At 61.0% G+C, this 17,906-nt stretch carries 15 protein-coding genes and 2 pseudogenes; 8 read left to right on the forward strand and 9 right to left on the reverse strand.

Going from position 1 to position 17,906, the window contains the following annotated elements; all coding sequences use genetic code 11:
• Positions 1-11 precede the first annotated feature (11 nt).
• Positions 12-1,754, forward strand: coding sequence for a gamma-glutamyltransferase (gene ggt, locus ACQKEN_RS19590; protein WP_427688040.1), 1,743 nt, complete (start codon positions 12-14; stop codon positions 1,752-1,754).
• Here ggt and ACQKEN_RS19595 read toward each other — a convergent pair.
• The 3 genes from ACQKEN_RS19595 to ACQKEN_RS19605 form a co-directional block, all read right to left on the reverse strand.
• On the reverse strand, positions 1,736-2,071 hold the full coding sequence (locus tag ACQKEN_RS19595; protein ID WP_065991088.1) for a multidrug transporter: 336 nt from the start codon (positions 2,069-2,071) through the stop codon (positions 1,736-1,738). The two genes, ggt and ACQKEN_RS19595, sit on opposite strands and share 19 nt — an antisense overlap.
• A gap of 177 nt (positions 2,072-2,248) precedes the next feature.
• Positions 2,249-3,061 carry a bifunctional DNA-formamidopyrimidine glycosylase/DNA-(apurinic or apyrimidinic site) lyase gene (gene mutM, locus ACQKEN_RS19600; protein WP_427688043.1) on the reverse strand — a complete coding sequence of 271 codons (813 nt, stop codon included), beginning with the start codon at positions 3,059-3,061 and terminating at the stop codon, positions 2,249-2,251.
• 38 nt (positions 3,062-3,099) lie between these two features.
• Positions 3,100-3,966 carry an HDOD domain-containing protein gene (locus tag ACQKEN_RS19605; RefSeq protein ID WP_427688044.1) on the reverse strand — a complete coding sequence of 289 codons (867 nt, stop codon included), beginning with the start codon at positions 3,964-3,966 and terminating at the stop codon, positions 3,100-3,102.
• A 167-nt stretch (positions 3,967-4,133) separates the two neighbouring features.
• Here ACQKEN_RS19605 and ACQKEN_RS19610 point away from each other — a divergent pair, with 167 nt between their 5' ends.
• The gene (locus tag ACQKEN_RS19610; protein ID WP_410935306.1) at positions 4,134-5,330 is read left to right on the forward strand and encodes a class I SAM-dependent rRNA methyltransferase; all 1,197 of its coding nucleotides are present in this window, start codon (positions 4,134-4,136) and stop codon (positions 5,328-5,330) included.
• A gap of 344 nt (positions 5,331-5,674) precedes the next feature.
• Here ACQKEN_RS19610 and ACQKEN_RS19615 read toward each other — a convergent pair whose 3' ends face one another.
• A complete protein-coding gene (locus ACQKEN_RS19615; protein WP_427688046.1) occupies positions 5,675-6,133 on the reverse strand; it encodes an REP-associated tyrosine transposase in 459 nt (152 codons plus the stop codon).
• Positions 6,134-6,604: 471 nt separating this feature from the next.
• Here ACQKEN_RS19615 and ilvD point away from each other — a divergent pair, with 471 nt between their 5' ends.
• Positions 6,605-8,452, forward strand: a complete 1,848-nt coding sequence (gene ilvD, locus ACQKEN_RS19620) for a dihydroxy-acid dehydratase (RefSeq protein ID WP_427688048.1) — start codon at positions 6,605-6,607, stop codon at positions 8,450-8,452.
• Positions 8,453-8,512: 60 nt separating this feature from the next.
• Here the strand turns inward: ilvD and ACQKEN_RS19625 are convergent, their stop codons facing one another.
• Both ACQKEN_RS19625 and ACQKEN_RS19630 read right to left on the reverse strand, forming a co-directional pair.
• Positions 8,513-9,820, reverse strand: a complete 1,308-nt coding sequence (locus tag ACQKEN_RS19625) for an ABC1 kinase family protein (protein WP_427688050.1) — start codon at positions 9,818-9,820, stop codon at positions 8,513-8,515.
• A gap of 8 nt (positions 9,821-9,828) precedes the next feature.
• Positions 9,829-10,293: a DUF3429 domain-containing protein gene (locus ACQKEN_RS19630; RefSeq protein ID WP_427688052.1), complete on the reverse strand. Its 465-nt coding sequence runs from the start codon at positions 10,291-10,293 to the stop codon at positions 9,829-9,831.
• Positions 10,294-10,436: 143 nt separating this feature from the next.
• Here ACQKEN_RS19630 and ACQKEN_RS19635 point away from each other — a divergent pair, with 143 nt between their 5' ends.
• Complete coding sequence (locus ACQKEN_RS19635) at positions 10,437-11,705, forward strand: DASH family cryptochrome (RefSeq protein WP_427688054.1); 1,269 nt, start codon at positions 10,437-10,439, stop codon at positions 11,703-11,705.
• A gap of 44 nt (positions 11,706-11,749) precedes the next feature.
• On the opposite strand, the gene ACQKEN_RS19640 is transcribed toward ACQKEN_RS19635, so the two are convergent.
• Positions 11,750-12,805: a haloacid dehalogenase-like hydrolase gene (locus tag ACQKEN_RS19640; protein ID WP_427688056.1), complete on the reverse strand. Its 1,056-nt coding sequence runs from the start codon at positions 12,803-12,805 to the stop codon at positions 11,750-11,752.
• Positions 12,806-13,161: 356 nt separating this feature from the next.
• A complete protein-coding gene (locus ACQKEN_RS19645; RefSeq protein WP_427688057.1) occupies positions 13,162-13,674 on the reverse strand; it encodes a dihydrofolate reductase in 513 nt (170 codons plus the stop codon).
• Positions 13,675-13,927: 253 nt separating this feature from the next.
• On the opposite strand from ACQKEN_RS19645, the gene ACQKEN_RS19650 reads away from it, so the two are divergent.
• The 3 genes from ACQKEN_RS19650 to ACQKEN_RS19660 all read left to right on the forward strand — a co-directional run bounded on the left by ACQKEN_RS19650 (position 13,928) and on the right by ACQKEN_RS19660 (position 17,262).
• A complete protein-coding gene (locus ACQKEN_RS19650; RefSeq protein WP_427688059.1) occupies positions 13,928-15,307 on the forward strand; it encodes a DUF2868 domain-containing protein in 1,380 nt (459 codons plus the stop codon).
• Positions 15,300-16,685: a GTPase/DUF3482 domain-containing protein gene (locus ACQKEN_RS19655; RefSeq protein ID WP_427688061.1), complete on the forward strand. Its 1,386-nt coding sequence runs from the start codon at positions 15,300-15,302 to the stop codon at positions 16,683-16,685. The genes ACQKEN_RS19650 and ACQKEN_RS19655 overlap by 8 nt, the downstream gene beginning before the upstream one ends.
• A 121-nt stretch (positions 16,686-16,806) precedes the next feature.
• A complete protein-coding gene (locus tag ACQKEN_RS19660) occupies positions 16,807-17,262 on the forward strand; it encodes a YkgJ family cysteine cluster protein (RefSeq protein ID WP_074890161.1) in 456 nt (151 codons plus the stop codon).
• A 151-nt stretch (positions 17,263-17,413) separates the two neighbouring features.
• On the opposite strand, the pseudogene ACQKEN_RS19665 reads toward ACQKEN_RS19660, so the two are convergent.
• A pseudogene (locus ACQKEN_RS19665) lies at positions 17,414-17,812 on the reverse strand (translational GTPase TypA); the annotation flags it as partial.
• On the opposite strand from ACQKEN_RS19665, the pseudogene ACQKEN_RS19670 reads away from it, so the two are divergent.
• Positions 17,813-17,906 (forward strand): annotated as a pseudogene (locus ACQKEN_RS19670) (MinD/ParA family protein); the annotation flags it as partial. It lies immediately after the preceding pseudogene.

Here is a 17,906-nt window from a genome sequence, read left to right on the forward strand (position 1 = left end):
GCGAGACACGCATGATCTCTATGCTGGAACGGATACCTGTTTTTTCAGGCGCAGTGTTTCTGCTGTGCGCTTTTTCGGCTCAGGCCAGCCCCGATCACCCTGATCAGGCCGCCATTGCCAGCCCGCATCCCATTGCCACCGCCGCCGGCCGGGAAATCCTGGTCGACGGCGGCAACGCATTCGATGCCGCCATTGCCATCAGCGCGACCCTCGCCGTCGTTGAACCCTACGGGTCGGGCCTCGGCGGCGGCGGGTTCTTCCTGCTGCGCCAAGCCGGCGACCCCGTTCAGTATCAGTTTCTGGACGCACGCGAAAAAGCGCCGCTTAAATCCAAACCCAAGATGTTCCACCGCAACGGCATCCTCCAACCGGACCTGTCGCTGAACGGACCTCTGGCGGCCGCCATTCCGGGGCTTCCCGCTGCGTTGGTCGAACTGGCCGAACGCTATGGCCGATTACCGCTTTCGATCTCGCTGGCGCCGGCGATCCGGGTCGCCTACCGCGGCTTCAAGGTGGACAGCGTTTATCGCGAGCGCGCCAGTTGGCGGCTGTTCGCGTTGCGCAACAACAAGGAGAGCGCGCGCCTGTTCCTGCGCAACAACGACGTGCCGAACCTGGGTGACGTCATTACCCAGCCGGAGCTGGCGCAGACGCTGGAACGCCTTGCCGACAATGGCCGCCCAGGTTTCTACAGCGGCCTGGTGGCGCAGGCGATGGTCAGCGGCGTGCGTCGCGCCGGGGGTATCTGGAATTACCACGACTTTGAAGAATATGAGGTCATCACACGCACGCCTCTGCGCGTTCAGATGACCGATCAACGGGAGCTGATCAGCGCACCGCCGCCCTCGGCAGGCGGCATCGCTCTGGCGCAGAGCCTGTTCATGCTGCAACAGCTGCCGTGGCGGGAGTCAGAGAACATCCAGCGGGCGCACTTTGTGATCGAGGTGCTGCGCCGCGCTTACCGTGATCGCGTGCTGCTGGGCGACCCGGACTTCGTGCCCAACCCGGTGGCTCAACTCCTCTCCGCCGACTACTTGCTGCAACTGACCACCAGCATCGACCCCCACCGCGCCACGCCCAACAACACCCTGCCCCCCGCACCGCGCTGGCGTGAGGGCGACAACACCAGCCATTTCGCCGTACTGGATAACGAAGGCAATGCCGTGACGGCGACACTGTCGCTGAACCTGCCGTTCGGCTCAGCGTTTACCGTGCCCGGCACCGGGATCCTCCTCAACGATGAAATGGACGACTTTGCCATTGACTCAAAAGGCCAGGGCAACCCGGCCTCAGCCAGCGGTCACGCCAACGCCATCGAGCCGGGCAAGCGGCCCCTGTCGAGCATGAGCCCGAGTTTCATTGAAGGCCCGCAATCGCTCGCCGCGTTCGGCACCCCGGGCGGCAGCCGCATCCCCAGCATGGTGCTGCTGTCGATGCTGCAGTACCTGGACGGTCAGCCCATTGCCAGCTGGACATCGACGCCGCGCTATCACCACCAGTACACGCCGGATGTGGTCGAGTACGAGCCGGGGACTTTCACGGAGCAGGAAATGGCTGACCTGCGCGAGCGCGGTTACGCGCTGAAGGAGACGGCGAAGGATTTCGGCAATCAGCAGGTGCTGTTGTGGCACAAGAACAGTGCCCGGGTCGAAGCGGCCAGTGACCCGCGTGGCATTGGCGTTTCAACGACCTTCAAACCCGATGGTGCTCTGAAGCTGATGCGCACCTGCGCCGATCAGTCCTGTTTGCCGTAGCCGTCGCCGGTGCAACCCAGGCATCGGACGAATGCCGCCTTGCCCGGATCCACGACCAGCGCCTTGCCGGTGCGGCCAATGCCGCCGCCCGCAGCGGTAAACGGCAGTGCAACCACAAACAACCCGGCGCCAATGATGGTGGCAGCGATGAGAATCGGCCGCGCAATCAGCAGGTCGCCGATCATCGCGTAGGCGGGAGGGCTTTCGATTTCGTAGACGGGATCACCGCTGCCGGTCGCGTCCTGAGCCAGCGCAGGCGTGAATTGCAAGCCGAAGAACACGGCCAGGGTGGCAGCAAGCATGCGAAACGGGCTCATGGCATGGTCCTTCAGGCTAAGGCAGATATGAAGCTGTTCACTATAAACAGGGCGAGGGCTTACGCAAGGGGCGGCGTGTCTCAGTGACGACACACGCCTTGTAGGAGGGTTCGGATAAACCTTGGGGATCACGGGGCGGTCTGTAATTCCGGCGGACGGCGCTGCTGCTGTCGGGATCTACTTCTGGCACTTGGGGCAGTAAACGCTGGCTCGCTGACCCAGCTTCACGTCTCGCAACGTGGTCCCGCACACTTTGCACGGCTGCTCGCCGCGGCCGTACGCGAACAGCTCCTGCTGGAAGTAGCCGGGCTGGCCGTCCCCGCCGATGAAATCCCGCAGCGTCGTCCCGCCTCGCTCGATGGCGGCGGCCAGGATGCGTTTGATCTCAATCGCCAGCTTTATATAGCGCGCCTTGGAAACGCTCCCGGCGGCACGGCGCGGATCAATGCCAGCGGCAAACAGGGCTTCGGTCGCATAGATGTTGCCGACGCCCACGACGATCGCGTTGTCCATGATGAACGGCTTGACGGCCATCGCACGGCCACGGGACAACTCGAACAGCCGCAGACCGTCGAACACGTCCGTCAGCGGTTCCGGCCCGAGGCGCGCAAGCAGCTCGTGGTTGAGCGGATCGAGACTCCAGAGCATGGCGCCGAAACGACGCGGGTCGGTGTAGCGCAAGGCCAGGCCGGACTCGAGTTCGATGTCGACGTGCTCGTGCTTGAGCGGCGGCAGACCGGCGTCCACCAAACGCAGATTGCCTGACATGCCAAGGTGGCTGATCAAGGTGCCAACCTCCGCCTGGATCAGCAAATACTTGGCCCGACGCTCGACGGCCACGATTTTCTGCCCAGACAGGCGCACGTCGAGGTCTTCGGGGATCGGCCAGCGCAGGCGCCGATCACGCACGATCACTCGGCTGACGCGCTGGCCCACCAGATGCGGCGCAATGCCCCGGCGGGTGGTTTCGACTTCAGGTAATTCAGGCATGGGACCGCTCGATGAAGGGCGAGGTCTGGCGCGCAGGGTCAGTGCGCGCTCAGCTCACGAATGCTTTCCTTGAGGTTTTCGAAGTCGTAGTCGGACAAGCCAACGTAATCGAGAACCAGAGGACCAATGCTGTTCCACTCGTGGTCGACGGGCTCGTTGGCCAGGACGCGGTGGGATTCGCAGACATGCTCGGCCATCTTCAGCACGGCCAGCATGTTTTTCAGCGGCGCGTTGCGACCCGAGTCGTCCTTGAAAATCGCCAGCGCATTGTGATGATTGGCGATTGCGTTGCTGACATGTTCGGGCAAACGCCAGGATTTGGCGGTGAAGTAACCGACAACGGCGTGGTTGGTGTTAAGCAGCCTGTTCTCGGTGTCGACCACCCGGCACTCGGCGGTGGCGTTGGAATAGGCTTCTTCGAGCACGCTCATGTAATCGGGGAAGCGCTTGATCATCAGCGGCACGCCGCAGTCGTGAAACAGACCCAGTGCGTAGGATTCATCCACGGTTTGAGAGCCGATGCGCTTGGCGATCGTCAGACTGGTCATCGCGACGTCCTGGGCGGTGTCCCAGAAGCGGTTGAGCACGACGATGGTTTCATCGCTCATCTCGCCCTTGATCGACTGCGCGTTGATCAGGTTGATGACCGAGCGACTGCCGAGCAGATTCACCGCCCGTTGAATCGAAGCGATTTTGTTGCTCAGGCCGTAATGGCTGGAATTGACGATTTTCAGCAGCGCGCCGGAGAGCCCCGGATCCTGGGCGATCAACCGGGCGATGGCACCCAGGTCAGGGTCGGGCATGTACTGCTCCATCTGCAAATCCACCATGATTTGCGGTTGGGGCGGAACGCTGATGCCTTGTAACGCCTGCTGGATCTGCTCGGACGTAAGCTCTTGGGACATAACTTCACACTCGGGGTCAGGCCACGATTCTAACCCCTCGCGGCCATGCGTCGACAACTGGATGACGATTCAACGGATCCGACGGACAGCCAGACGGTAATCGAGCACGGCGCGCCCGCCAGCGGGTTCACGCGCTATACTCCCGCTCTTTTTTCCGGAGCGACGTCATGTCCCTGCCTAGCTTGCGCCTCAAGCCCAACGCCGATCGCCGTTTGCGCAACGGTCATTTGTGGGTCTACAGCAACGAAATCGACGTCGCTGCCACCCCGCTCAACGGCTTTGCTCCTGGCGCTCAGGCCATTCTTGAAGCAGCGGGCGGCAAACCCCTGGGCATCGTGGCGATGAGCCCGCAAAACCTGATCTGCGCACGTTTGCTGTCTCGCGACATCAAGCTGCCCCTCGATAAGTCGCTGCTCGTTCATCGTTTGAATGTCTGCCTGTCGCTGCGCGAGCGTCTGTTCGACAAGCCGTTTTATCGTCTGGTCTACGGTGACTCTGACCTGTTGCCAGGTCTGGTGGTCGATCGTTTCGGCGACATTCTGGTGGTGCAGCTGGCGTCAGCGGCCATGGAGCAGCTAAAGGACGACGTGCTCGCTGCGCTGATTCAAGTGATCAAGCCAAGCGGCATTCTGCTCAAGAACGACTCCGCCGCGCGCGACGCCGAAGGGCTGAACCGCTACGTTGAAACCGCGTTCGGCCTGGTGCCGGAGTGGGTCGCGCTGGAAGAAAACGGCGTGAAGTTCGAAGCGCCGGTGATGGAAGGCCAGAAGACTGGCTGGTTCTACGATCACCGCATGAACCGCGCGCGTTTGGCGCCGTACGCCAAGGGCAAGCGAGTGCTGGATCTGTTCAGTTACATCGGCGGCTGGGGCATCCAGGCCGGGGCGTTCGGCGCCAGCGAAGTGTTCTGCGTCGATGCCTCTGCCTTTGCGCTGGACGGCGTGGAGCGTAACGCGGCACTGAACGGCTTCGCGGAGAAGGTCACTTGCATCGAAGGCGACGTGTTTGAGGCGCTGAAGGAGCTGAAAGCGGCTGAAGAGCGTTTCGACGTGATCATCGCCGACCCGCCCGCGTTCATCAAACGCAAGAAGGACATGAAAAACGGCGAAGGCGCCTACCGCCGCCTGAACGAGCAAGCCATGCGTTTGCTCAGCAAGGACGGCATTCTGGTCAGCGCTTCCTGCTCGATGCACCTGCCGGAAGACGACCTGCAAAACATCCTCCTCACCAGCGCCCGCCATCTGGACCGCAACATCCAGCTGCTCGAACGCGGCGGCCAGGGCCCGGACCACCCGGTCCACCCTGCAATCCCCGAAACGCGCTACATCAAAAGCATCACCTGCCGGCTGTTGCCCAATAGCTGATGGCTGATGGCTGATGGCTGATGGCTGATGGCTGATGGCTGATGGCTGATAGCGTGACGTAACGAGCCGCCCACTCCTACAGGCCATCTGCAGAACCTGTAGGAGCGTGGCTTGTCCCGCGATCTGCCGGGAACCGGCAGCAAATCAGACGACAGTGCTATGCCTGACTGAATGCATTGCAGGATTGCTGTCGCTTCGCAACAGATCGCGAGCAAGCTCACTCCCACATGTAATGCACGGTACCTGTAGGAGTGAGCTTGCTCGCGATTCTGCTCTATCTGTAGGAGTGAGCTTGCTCGCGATCCTGCTCTATCTGTAAGAGTGAGCTTGCTCGCGATTCTGCGTTAAAGCCAAATCGCATCCCAAAGCGGATAATCTCCGATCCGTTTCGCCAATCTAGCTCTCAAGGGATTGGCCACGATGTATCTGGCCATCATCAAAAGATCGTCTTCTCGTCGTAATGCTCTATCGTGAAAACCTCTCTGCCAGACTTGCCTGTGCGTCCCTCGCGACTGATTGATTGCGCGAGCGCTTCGCGACTTCATACCCTGCAAAACCCGAGTTAATTCACCTCCCGTCAGTTCAAGCAACCAGTGGATGTGGTCGGGCATGACGACCCATGCTAACGAATCCGCCGCCCCCGAGGACTGAGCAGCGCGAAACTCGTTCACAACCAAACGTCCCAACTTCCAGTCGCTGAAAATCTGCTCCCGGTTATGGGTAACCGAAGTGACGAGGTAAATCCGTCCCGACTCCGAAAACCTCCCGTTTCTTAGACATTTTCCACGCGGCAATTCCGGCATTAGTCGCTCCCGTTGGTGATTATCAGGAAGGCTAGAACAGTGCCTGAGGGGTAACCGCCAAACAGAGATTCCGGATGTGTCTACAAGACCCTTATCGCGAGCAAGCTCACTCCTACAGTGGTTCCGCACCGGACCTTGCAATCCCGCCGGGACCATTGACCCCTCGAATCAGCGGGCATCTTTGTAGGAGTGAGCTTGCTCGCGATTGCGATCGGATTTCCACCGAGCGTCTCGGCGGCCAGACAGGTGAATCAACGGCCACTACTTCCCACCATTCCCTCCCGCCCCCACAGGTGTAGAATCAGCGCTATTCATCGCCAGTCATCCCCGGCGGGTTTATGAGCTCAGGCTGGGCGTACGGTGATCCCGTATCGTTCGGTTTCTTCGCTGCATCCGGTCACTGCCTTTTGCACACGACGTCACTAGAAGCTCACTCCCTTCCTCATTCAGCCGATTAGCCGGAGTGTTCCAATGCCTGATTACCGTTCGAAAACGTCCACCCACGGCCGCAATATGGCCGGCGCACGCGCTTTGTGGCGTGCCACGGGCATGAAGGACGACGATTTCAAAAAGCCGATCATCGCCATCGCCAACTCGTTCACCCAGTTCGTGCCGGGCCATGTCCATTTGAAGGACCTGGGTCAGCTGGTGGCGCGCGAGATCGAAAGAGCAGGCGGCGTCGCCAAGGAATTCAACACCATCGCGGTGGATGACGGCATCGCCATGGGCCATGACGGCATGCTGTATTCGCTGCCAAGCCGCGAGATCATCGCCGACTCGGTCGAGTACATGGTCAACGCCCACTGCGCCGATGCCATCGTCTGCATCTCCAACTGCGACAAGATCACCCCCGGCATGCTGATGGCTGCGTTGCGCCTGAACATTCCGGTGATCTTCGTTTCCGGCGGTCCGATGGAAGCCGGCAAGACCAAACTCGCCAACCACGGCCTGGATTTAGTCGACGCCATGGTCATTGCTGCCGACCCGACCGCCTCCGACGAGAAAGTCGCCGAGTACGAGCGCAGCGCTTGCCCTACGTGTGGTTCGTGCTCCGGGATGTTCACCGCAAACTCCATGAACTGCCTGGTTGAAGCCCTGGGCCTTGCGCTGCCGGGCAACGGCTCGACGCTGGCGACTCACTCCGACCGCGAAGAGCTGTTCCTGCAGGCCGGCCGCACCATCGTCGACCTGTGCAAAACCTACTACAAAGACAACGATGACTCGGTGCTCCCGCGCAACATCGCCAACTTCAAGGCCTTTGAAAACGCGATGACGCTGGACATCGCCATGGGCGGTTCGACCAACACCATCCTGCATTTGCTGGCCGCGGCCCAGGAAGCCGAGATTGCGTTCGACCTGCGCGACATCGATCGCCTGTCGCGTCGCGTGCCGCAGCTGTGCAAGGTGGCGCCGAACATCCAGAAGTACCACATGGAAGACGTCCACCGCGCCGGCGGCATCTTCAGCATCCTGGGCTCGCTGGCCCGTGGCGGCCTGTTGCACACTGACTTGCCAACCGTGCACAGCAAATCCATGGAAGAAGCCATCGCCAAGTGGGACATCACCCAGACTGACGACAAAGCGGTGCACCACTTCTTCAAAGCGGGCCCTGCCGGCATTCCGACCCAGACGGCTTTCAGCCAGTCGACCCGTTGGGAAACCCTGGACGACGACCGCGAGAACGGTTGCATCCGCAGTGTCGAGCACGCCTACTCCCAGGAGGGCGGCCTGGCCGTGCTGTACGGCAACATCGCGCTTGACGGCTGCGTCGTGAAAACCGCTGGCGTGGACGAGTCGATACACGTGTTCGAAGGCAACGCCAAGATTTTCGAAAGCCAGGACAGCGCTGTTCGCGGCATTCTGGCGGACGAGGTGAAGGCCGGCGACATCGTGATCATCCGTTACGAAGGTCCGAAAGGCGGCCCGGGCATGCAGGAAATGCTGTACCCGACGTCGTACCTGAAGTCCAAAGGCTTGGGCAAAGACTGCGCGCTGCTGACCGACGGGCGTTTCTCGGGCGGGACCTCTGGCCTGTCCATCGGCCACGCTTCTCCTGAAGCCGCAGCCGGCGGCGCGATCGGTCTGGTTCGTGACGGTGACAAAGTGCTGATCGACATTCCGAATCGCTCGATCAACCTGATGATCGACGACGCGGAAATGGCCGAACGTCGCGCCGAGCAGGACAAGAAAGGCTGGAAGCCTGTTGAGTCGCGACCTCGCAAAGTGACCACCGCCCTCAAGGCCTACGCCCTGCTGGCGACCAGCGCCGACAAAGGTGCCGTGCGTGACAAGGCGATGCTGGACAAGCTGGTGCCGTAAGCATCACCGCGTTCTCAAAAACACCCCGCAGGTCGGGGTGTTTTTTTGTCTGCCAGCCGCTTAGAGGAGATAAGGCTCGAACACGCGTCGAACATCCACCCGGGCCTTCAATTTCGCCGCCAACAGATAAAGCCCGGCGACCTTGCGATGCAGGAACAGCACATCGACCGGCGGTGTGTGCCAGAAATCCCGGTCAGTCCCCAACTGCCACCCGGCATCGCGCAACTGCAACGCCAGATCGGACGTGCCGAAATCGTAAGCGCCGTTATGCCGCAATGGCTCGCAGGCCCTGATGATCAGGTCGATCAAAATCTCGCGATGGCGCGGCTGGTTTTCACCCTGAAAATAACCCACCTCAAGTGCCTCTTTCGCCACTGTCGTCCTGTCTTCGCGCAGTCCCGCATTGAGTAAACGACGATAGGCCCGGGCGGTGTCCGGTGGATAGACACGCGTGGCGCCGAAGTCGAGCAGCACCAACCGGCCGGTATCCTGCTGGTAGCGATAGTTGGCGAAGTTTGGATCGGTCTGCACACGACCAAACTCGAAGACCTCGCGCAGTAACAGGCTAAACAGCAACGTGATGATCCGGTCACGCACTGGCTGAGAAGCCTGTTCCAGCGACTCCACGGCAACGCCATCGGCAAACGACATGACCAGAATATTTGATGTGCTCCATTGCCCAAGGGCCTCGGGCACCAGAAAGTCGCTACTGTCGGCCAACAACTCACCGAAGGCGCGCAGATGCTCGGCCTCCTGCAGATAGTCGGCTTCATCCTGCAATTGACGCTTGCCCTCGTCGAGCAACGGTTTCACGTCCATTTGCTTTGGTAGCAGGCCCGACATGCGCAACAACGTCGCGACGTTGTCCACATCACTGGCGATGCTCTCGCGCACGCCGGGATACTGGACCTTGATCGCCAGACGTTGACCGTCCTTGCTGACGGCCTCATGCACCTGGCCGATAGACGCTGCCGCCAGCGGTGTGAAGGAGAAACGCTCAAAGCGCGCTTCCCAGCCTTTGCCCCAGGCCTCGTTGAGGACCATCACCAATTGGCTCATGGGCATCGGATTCGCTTCGGATCGCAGACGCGAAAGGACCTGACTGAGTTCCGGCGGCAACAGATCACCGGCATCCATCGACAACAGCTGCCCCACTTTCATGGCGGCACCGCGCAGTTGCGACAACTGCTCGGTTACCCGGTGCGCATTGCCCGGCGTCAGCAACAAATCACTGAGCGAGGGGCGCTTACCCTGCGCCCATTGCCGCGCACCTTCAGTCAGCACTGCACCCGCAACGCCCGTCGCCAAGCCCCCGAAGCGCATCAGTCTTGAAAGGCGACCGCCCGGTACGGGCGAAGAACCGGACACCGGCGGCTTCATGAGCCAATGGCTACAGTGATCGCGCCCAGCAGCAGGCAAAGACTGGCGACCAACGTTAAACGCAGACGCATCGGCAAATACCAGGCGGGCAGTGTTGTGGCTTTCACCAGACGCCGGTCCTGCCAGTAGTGCGCAACGAAACCGAAAATCAACAGCAAAAGCCCAAGTGGTGCAGGCAATAACAGAGCGGGCCAGGCGATCAGCGCCGGGATGACACTCCAGATGAACCGCTCGCGACACTGATCGGCATTCAGGCCTTGCAGGGTCATGGCGAAACCCCAATGCAGCGCGCCCACAAAACTCAGGATCACCGCCCCGTAAGCGACCAGCGCTTGCGTCAGGAAAGGGCGGTATTGGACTGAAAACAGGATCAGCAACAGCAGCCCAACGAACGGCAGCAGCCCCCCATAACCCAGCAGGGCGACATACCTTGGCGACGAAGACAGCGACAACCCTTTCATTTAAGCCCCTTGCAGTCATTTACTTGAAAGACTATGGCTCAAAAGTGCAATCCTGTTTAGCTTCTCTTCGCTCGGCCGGAAAAAGGACCTCGTCCTGTCACCCACTGATCAAGGCCTTGATCCATAGACACTGAGACCTTCACATGAGTACGTTGATCTATTGGTTCCGTCAGGACCTTCGGCTTGCCGACAACCCCGCGTTCACTCAGGCGTGCGAGCAGGCTCACTGGTTGCTGCCGGTGTATTGCGCGCCGACAGCGGGTCCAACGCCTTGGGGATTCGAACGCATCGGCGCCCACCGTCAGTGTTTTGAGCAGACAGCGGTCAGCGCACTGGCCGGGCAGTTGAGCGCACGAGGCAGCGCGCTGATGCAGATTGAAGGCGATTCGGTTGAGCGACTTATGGTCCTGGCTCGCGACCTGAAGATCGACACAATCGTCTGTGAACGCATCGCAGCGCCGGAAGAGGAAGCCCAAGTGCAGGCCCTTCGTGCGGCGGGACTGATCGTGGAAGATCACTGGCAGTCGACGCTCTTTACGCTGGATGAATTGCCGATGGCGGTCGAAGACCTGCCCGACGTCTTCAGCAGCTTTCGGCGCCTTGTGGAAAAAGCCCACACTGCTCCACGTGCTGTCGTACCGGCGCCAACGACAATTCCTGCGCTGCCCCAAGGTTTGAGCATCGAGCCGGTCACGCCGCACACGCCTCCACCTCTGGACTCCCGCTCGGCTTTTCCTTATCAAAACCAGACGTTCCAAGGCGGCGAGCACACGGCCATCGAGCATCTGCAGCAGTATTTCCGCCGGGGTCTGGCGAACAGCTACAAAGCCACGCGCAACAACTTGAGCTCAGTGGATGACTCCACCAAGTTTTCGCCCTGGCTTGCACGGGGTTCGCTTTCAGCGCCGCAGATTGACCAGGCACTGAAGGCTTTCGAGACCGAACACGGCGCCAACGACAGCACGTACTGGATCTATTTCGAGTTGCTGTGGCGCGATTACTTCCGCTTGCTGCACCTGAAATACGGTCGTCTTTTGTACCGCGCCAGCGGCCTGAAAGGTGGCAGCGAACCGAGCCACAACCCACAGGGGTTTGCGCGCTGGTGTCGGGGTGAAACCGGAGAGGCATTGATAGACGCTGGCATGCGGGAATTGGCGGCGACAGGCTATTTGTCCAACCGAATGCGCCAGATCGTCGCCAGTTACCTGATCTTCGATCTCAAGGGCGATTGGCGCGCCGGGGCCGCGTGGTTCGAGGCGCAACTGGTGGATTACGACGTCTACAGCAATCAGGGTAATTGGCTGTACATCGCCGGCTACGGAACGGACCCGCGGGGCGGTCGACGCTTCAACACCACCAAGCAGGCCGACGAACATGATACCGACAGCGCATACCGCAGGTTATGGGCCTGACAAGGCGCGGCACGGCAAACCGCCGTGCCGCGCGATGAGACGGCTTACTGAATCTCGTCTGGCTTGACGATCACCCAGTTCTTGTCCGCCGTGACCGGCAAGCCCTCTTTGGCCTGAGCCTCGGCGTTGGTCTTCATCATGCCGTTGAGTTGGGTCATGTACTTGTCCTTGCGATTGACCCACAGATGAACACCACCTTTGCTGACGTCGACGCTGTGGAACAGCATGTAGCCATCGCTGGACGGTGTGTCGCCGCCCACCAGCACCGGTTTTTTCCACTGATCGATGTAGGTCAGAATTGCCGCCTGCTTACCGGCCATCCACGTCGCCGGGGTCCACAGGTAAGGCGTCAGCTCAAGGCCGAGGTTAGCCTTTTCATCGTATTTGCCGGCGGTGATCTGCTTGCGGGCGGTGGTCAGTTCGCCTGTCTCGCGGTTCTTCAGCAGCGTGGTCACGCCGATGACATTCTGCGGCTTCACGTTGTAGCCGTACTTGGGATCGGCGGCGACCATGCGCACCAGCTCTTCGGAGGCCGCGGTCATGACATAGACCTCGATGCCGTTTTCCATCAGCTTGTTGTACAGCTCGGCCTGGCCGGTGAAGACCTTGGGCGGCTGCACTTCGATGGTCTTGACCACGTCGCCTTCGTAGTACGTGCTCGGTACCGGTTTACCCGAGGCCATCAGCTCGTCGACATAGCCTTTGAGTTCTTTGAGGGTGAAGCCGGAAAACACCTGCGCGACCCACGGGTAGCAGACCATGTCGTCGATTTCGCACAGCCGGTAGTAATAGCTGAACAGGCTTTCCTTATGGTCAGCGGTGTCCTTGAACGGGATGAGCTTGAGGGAAGGATCGAGTTTGTCGCGGGTGATCAGCCCTTTGTTTTCCATGAACGGCAGCAACGACTCTTCCAGGTCGTAACGGTAGCTGGTGTTGTCCATGTCGAAAACGGCGAAGTTACCTTTGTTGGCATTGGCCGCAATCATGGCGTTGAGCTGCTTGGCGGCGGGCGCGGGCCAGTGGGTCAGCTCGGTGGCGAATGCCTGTCCGGCAAGCCCGAGACACAGTGCGGTGGCCAATAATGTTGGTACGAATTTCATGGTGATCTCCTCCCCTTTTTTAGTTCGAGGAGGACCGTAACAAAAAGCCATGACTGTTTGGATGTATCAGCGACAGCGCCTGTCCTGATGGCGTCACCTTGGTCGTCATTCGCGACAGATGACATGAAAACGACGTTTTTGTGACAAGTACGGACGTTAACGTGGCGGCAAAACCTGTAGGAGCGCGGCTTGTCCCGCGATCTGCCGGGGACCGGCAGCAATGGCAACCTGCTTGCCGTATCAGACACGCCGCGTTCGCGGGGTTTACTGCCGGTTCCCAGCAGATCGCGGGGCAAGCGCGTTCCTACAGTTGATCGCATTCCCCTGTAGGAGTGAGCTTGCTCGCGATAGCGATATCAGGCCCGTTCCCAAACCTCGAAACTGTACGCAGGCTTGTCGTCCAGCGCCGGGTTCTCTGTGTTCGAGACCAACGTCCACTTGGCCTCGTCAAACTCCGGAAACCACGCATCGCCTTCGGGACTCAACGCCACGCGGGTGAGGTACAGGCGGTCAGCGTGCTCAAGGGCTTGCCCGTAGAGCTGGGCGCCGCCGATCAGCATCACTTCGCTGACACCTTGCTCCGCCGCCCACTCTTCCGCGCGGTGCACCGCCGCGTCCAGAGAGGTGAAAACCTCGGCGCCCTCAAGCTGCAAATCCTGTTGGCGCGTGACCACCAGATTCAACCGGCCCGGCAGCGGACGACCCAGGGAATCCCAGGTCTTGCGACCCATGATGATCGGCTTGCCCAGCGTGGTCGCCTTGAAGTATTTGAAATCGCCCGGCAGGTGCCAGGGCATGGAATTGTCGACGCCGATGACCCGGTTTTCAGCGAGTGCGGCGATCAAGCTCAAGGGGAGATGTTTTTTCATGGTGCGAGGATATCAGAGGCCACCCTCTGATTCCTTCACCGGAGTACAAGCCGAATGACCTCGCCGGGAAGGTCCCTATCGCGAGCAAGCTCACTCCTACACTGTGCGCACAGGCCGGGAAATTTCGAACGACGAACCTGTAGGAGTGAGCTTGCTCGCGATGGCGGTTGTCCAAGCAACGCAAACCCTTGGCAATGCGCGATCGCAGCCACACCGGTTATGCTCACCCACGACTTTACCGACGAGACGCCGCGTGACTGCACTGACTCCCCTTGATGAACTCTGGCTGACCGAAGCCGTGCGCCTGCGTGAAGAACACGCCGGCGCGCTTGAAGACGAAGAAGCCAACCGCCGCGCGCGCGCCGCCGCGGGCGACCTGCAAACCCGGATCAAACACCGTGCCCTATGGCTTGCCGAACGCGACGGCATGCTCAAGGCGCTGCATCACTGGAAACAAGGCGCGCGCCTTGCGCTGATTCTGCTAACGGTTTTCGCGGTGGTCAGCGGGGCCGGACTGGCGTTCGCTGCGCTGGGCGACGGGCAGACGCCCGTCAATGTCTTCTGGGCGCTGGGCAGCCTGCTCGGGCTTAACCTGATTCTTTTGTTGAGTTGGGCCATCGGCGTGCTCTTTGTCGGGGAAAATTCTGCCGGCCTTGGTCGACTCTGGCTGTGGCTGAGCGAGAAACTGGCGCGCGATGCCCAGGCGGCGCAGCTCGCGCCTGCATTGGTATTGCTGCTGCAACGCAAGCGTCTGAACCGCTGGGTGTTGGGTATCTGCGTCAACGGCCTGTGGCTGATCGCCCTGCTCAGCGCACTGACCCTGCTGCTGTTGCTCATGGCGACGCGGCGCTACGGCTTCGTCTGGGAAACCACCATTCTGGGCAGCGACACCTTTGTCAGCCTGACCCGAGGCTTGGGCGCAATTCCCTCGCTTCTCGGTTTCAGCGTGCCCACCGAGTCGATGATCCGTGCCAGCGGTGACAACGCCCTCGCCATCGAAAACGCCCGTCAGGCCTGGGCCGGATGGCTGGTCGGCGTGCTGGTGGTGTTCGGCATTCTCCCGCGCCTGTTGCTAACGGTGCTGTGTTACCTGCGTTGGCGCGTGGGTCGACAAGGATTGGCACTGGATCTGAGCCATCCAGGGTTCGTCGAACTGCGCGCGCGCTTGATGCCCAGCAGCGAACGGCTGGGCATCAACGATGCAGCACCTCCTGAGCTTCACGCGGTCACCACCGGCCCATCGGCGAGCGAAAGCCAGGGCGCGCTGCTGGTCGCCATCGAGCTGGACAATCAGCAGCCGTGGCCACCCGAGCTTCCCGGCAGCGTGGTGAACGCGGGCGTTCTCGACTCCCGTGAGTCAAGGCGCACACTGCTCGACCAACTGACACGCTATCCGCCTGCGCGCCTTGCCATCGCCTGCGACCCACGTCGTTCGCCGGATCGCGGCAGCCTGGCGTTGATTGCCGAACTCGCGCGATGCGCGACCGCGACGCGCATCTGGCTGTTGCCTGCTCCCACCGGACAGGCGCTGGACGCCGACCGACTGGAAGATTGGCAAACGGCGTTGCAGCAGCTTGAACTGCACTGGACCGACAGTGCGCCAATGACCTGGCTGGAGAGCGGGCATGACTGACAACGACGCTATTCGCCCGCTTAAACTGGCCGTGGTTGGCCACACCAACGTCGGTAAAACGTCGCTGTTGCGCACGCTCACCCGCGATGTCGGCTTCGGCGAAGTCTCCCACCGCCCGAGCACCACGCGGCACGTCGAAGGGGCGCGGTTGTCGGTGGACGGCGAGGCACTGCTGGAGCTGTACGACACGCCCGGCCTGGAAGACGCCATCGCCCTGCTCGATTATCTTGAACGGCTGGACAGACCCGGAGAACGGCTCGATGGCCCGGCGCGGCTCGGGCGTTTTCTTGAGGGCAGCGAGGCGCGCCAGCGTTTCGAGCAGGAAGCAAAGGTGCTGCGCCAGTTACTCGCCTCCGACGCCGGCCTGTACGTGATCGACGCGCGGGAGCCGGTGCTTGCCAAGTACCGCGACGAGCTTGCCGTGCTCGCCAGTTGCGGCAAACCGTTGCTGCCCGTGCTCAATTTTGTCAGCAGTGAGCAGCAGCGCGAACCCGAATGGCGTGAAGCGCTGGCACGTCTTGGCCTGCATGCACTGGTGCGCTTCGACAGCGTCGCCCCGCCTGAAGATGGCGAGCGGCGTCTTTATGAAAGCCTCGCACTGCTGCTGGAAACCTCACGGGGAAGACTTGAGCGTCTCATCGCAGATCAACAGGCCCAGCGTGACGCCCGCAAGCAAAGCGCAGCCAGGCTGATCTCCGAACTGTTGCTGGACTGCGCTGCCTGCCGCCGAAGTGTTGCGACGGATTCCGGTCAGGTGCAGGCCGCCATCGACGATCTGCGCAAAGCCGTGCGCCAGCGCGAACAGCGTTGCGTCGAGTCGCTGCTCACGCTCTACGCGTTTCGTCGTGAAGACGCCTCGGCCAGCGATTTGCCGCTGATGGATGGCCGCTGGGGCGATGACCTGTTCAATCCCGAAACCCTTAAATTACTTGGCGTACGCGTGGGTGGCGGTATCGCTGCGGGTGCGGCGGCAGGTGCAGGCGTGGACTTGCTGGTCGGCGGTATCACGCTGGGGGCGGCGGCACTGGTCGGCGCGATTGCCGGCGGCGCCCTGCAAACAGCGCGCAGCTACGGCGGCAGGCTGATGGACAAGTTCAAGGGTCAGCGCGAACTGACTGTTGACGATGCCGTGCTGCGACTGCTGGCGCTGCGCCAAAGGCAACTGCTGCAAGCGCTGGAGGTGCGGGGCCATGCCGCAATGGAGAGCATCAAACTGACCGCGCCCCTCGACAAGACCTGGCGCGAAGGCAAGCTCCCGGAGGCGCTGCACAAGGCGCGGGCACATCCGCAATGGTCGTCGCTGAACCCCGGGGCAAAGCTGAACCAGAGCGAGCGGCAGGAGCAAGTCGGGGCCTTGGCAAAGACCGTGCTGGTCTGAAATGAGCTCAAGGATTGGTCGGGCGGGGAGCAGCCGACAGTCGCTTCAATCATTTTGCGATAGGGGAATTGCGCGCGGACCGGTATGATCGCGCGCCCGATACACCCGGAAGCACACGCGCATGAAACCCACCTTGATCGCCGCTGCAGAACTCGACCGCATCGAGACCTGGCAGAAATATTCCAGCTATATGTGCGGAGGCTGCGTTTCCAGCTGCTGCACGCTGCCTGTGGAAGTGAAGATCAAGGACCTGATCCGTATCGGTATCGTTGACGAGTTTGAACAGGGTGATAACCCGAAGAATATCGCCAAGCGGTTGCAGAAGGACGGGATCGTCGAGCGCTTCAATCAGAAGTCCGGGATCTTCACTCTGCAGCGCATGAGCAACAACGATTGCCTGTACCTGGATCGCAAGAGCCGTCTGTGCACGATCTACGACAAACGCCCCGACACCTGCCGCAACCACCCGAAGATCGGCCCGCGCCCGGGTTATTGCGCGTACAAGCCGAAAGAAGTCGTGCGCGAAAGCACCGGCACGCTGAATTCCAACTCCGGCCGGGTGCCGTTGAAGTTTTAAGCCTCACCTCAGTGGGACCGGCTTTAGCCGGGAAGAGGCCGAATTGAGCGACCTCGCCCTCTCGGCATCGACACCAGTCAAACCAAACCTCAGACAAACAAAAACGCCCCCGGCCTTTCGACCGGGGGCGTTTTCGTTCAGCCGGGGCTAGTTACGCCTTGGCTTTCTTGGCAGCACGGGTACGCTCGCCTTCGTCGAGGATCTTCTTGCGAAGACGGATCGACTTAGGGGTGACTTCGCACAGTTCGTCGTCCTGGATGAATTCCAGAGCCTGTTCCAGGGTGAACTTGACCGGTGGAACCAGAGCGATGGTCTCGTCTTTGCCCGAAGCACGCATGTTGTCGAGCTTCTTGCCTTTGGTTGGGTTCACACCCATGTCGTTGTCGCGGCTGTTCAAGCCAACGATCTGACCGTTGTAGATCTCCTGACCGTGCTCGACGAACAGCTTGCCGCGCGCCTGCAGGGTTTCTAGGGAATAAGTCAGTGCCTTACCGGTTTCAACCGATACCAGAACACCGTTCTGACGGCCGGACATGTCGCCGGACTTCACGCCGCCGGCATCGGCGAGTCGGTGGTGAGCTTTGTCCGCGCCGCCCAGGAAGTGCTGCTGGTGGTGTGCGACGAGCCCACGTCGATCACCGACG

The sequence above is a fragment of the Pseudomonas sp. NPDC078416 genome (assembly GCF_050268485.1).
Classification (GTDB): Bacteria; Pseudomonadota; Gammaproteobacteria; order Pseudomonadales; family Pseudomonadaceae; genus Aquipseudomonas.

Bases quoted from the DNA above. Each gene is read 5' to 3' on its own strand.
- ACQKEN_RS19640 (WP_427688056.1), bottom strand. From the start codon at position 12,805: ATGAAATTCGTACCAACATTATTGGCCACCGCACTGTGTCTCGGGCTT.
- ACQKEN_RS19610 (WP_410935306.1), top strand. From the start codon at position 4,134: ATGTCCCTGCCTAGCTTGCGCCTCAAGCCCAACGCCGATCGCCGTTTG.
- ACQKEN_RS19635 (WP_427688054.1), top strand. From the start codon at position 10,437: ATGAGTACGTTGATCTATTGGTTCCGTCAGGACCTTCGGCTTGCCGAC.
- ACQKEN_RS19660 (WP_074890161.1), top strand. From the start codon at position 16,807: ATGAAACCCACCTTGATCGCCGCTGCAGAACTCGACCGCATCGAGACC.
- ggt (WP_427688040.1), top strand. From the start codon at position 12: ATGATCTCTATGCTGGAACGGATACCTGTTTTTTCAGGCGCAGTGTTT.
- ACQKEN_RS19605 (WP_427688044.1), bottom strand. From the start codon at position 3,966: ATGTCCCAAGAGCTTACGTCCGAGCAGATCCAGCAGGCGTTACAAGGC.
- ilvD (WP_427688048.1), top strand. From the start codon at position 6,605: ATGCCTGATTACCGTTCGAAAACGTCCACCCACGGCCGCAATATGGCC.
- ACQKEN_RS19615 (WP_427688046.1), bottom strand. From the start codon at position 6,133: ATGCCGGAATTGCCGCGTGGAAAATGTCTAAGAAACGGGAGGTTTTCG.
- ACQKEN_RS19630 (WP_427688052.1), bottom strand. From the start codon at position 10,293: ATGAAAGGGTTGTCGCTGTCTTCGTCGCCAAGGTATGTCGCCCTGCTG.
- ACQKEN_RS19595 (WP_065991088.1), bottom strand. From the start codon at position 2,071: ATGAGCCCGTTTCGCATGCTTGCTGCCACCCTGGCCGTGTTCTTCGGC.
- mutM (WP_427688043.1), bottom strand. From the start codon at position 3,061: ATGCCTGAATTACCTGAAGTCGAAACCACCCGCCGGGGCATTGCGCCG.
- ACQKEN_RS19645 (WP_427688057.1), bottom strand. From the start codon at position 13,674: ATGAAAAAACATCTCCCCTTGAGCTTGATCGCCGCACTCGCTGAAAAC.
- ACQKEN_RS19655 (WP_427688061.1), top strand. From the start codon at position 15,300: ATGACTGACAACGACGCTATTCGCCCGCTTAAACTGGCCGTGGTTGGC.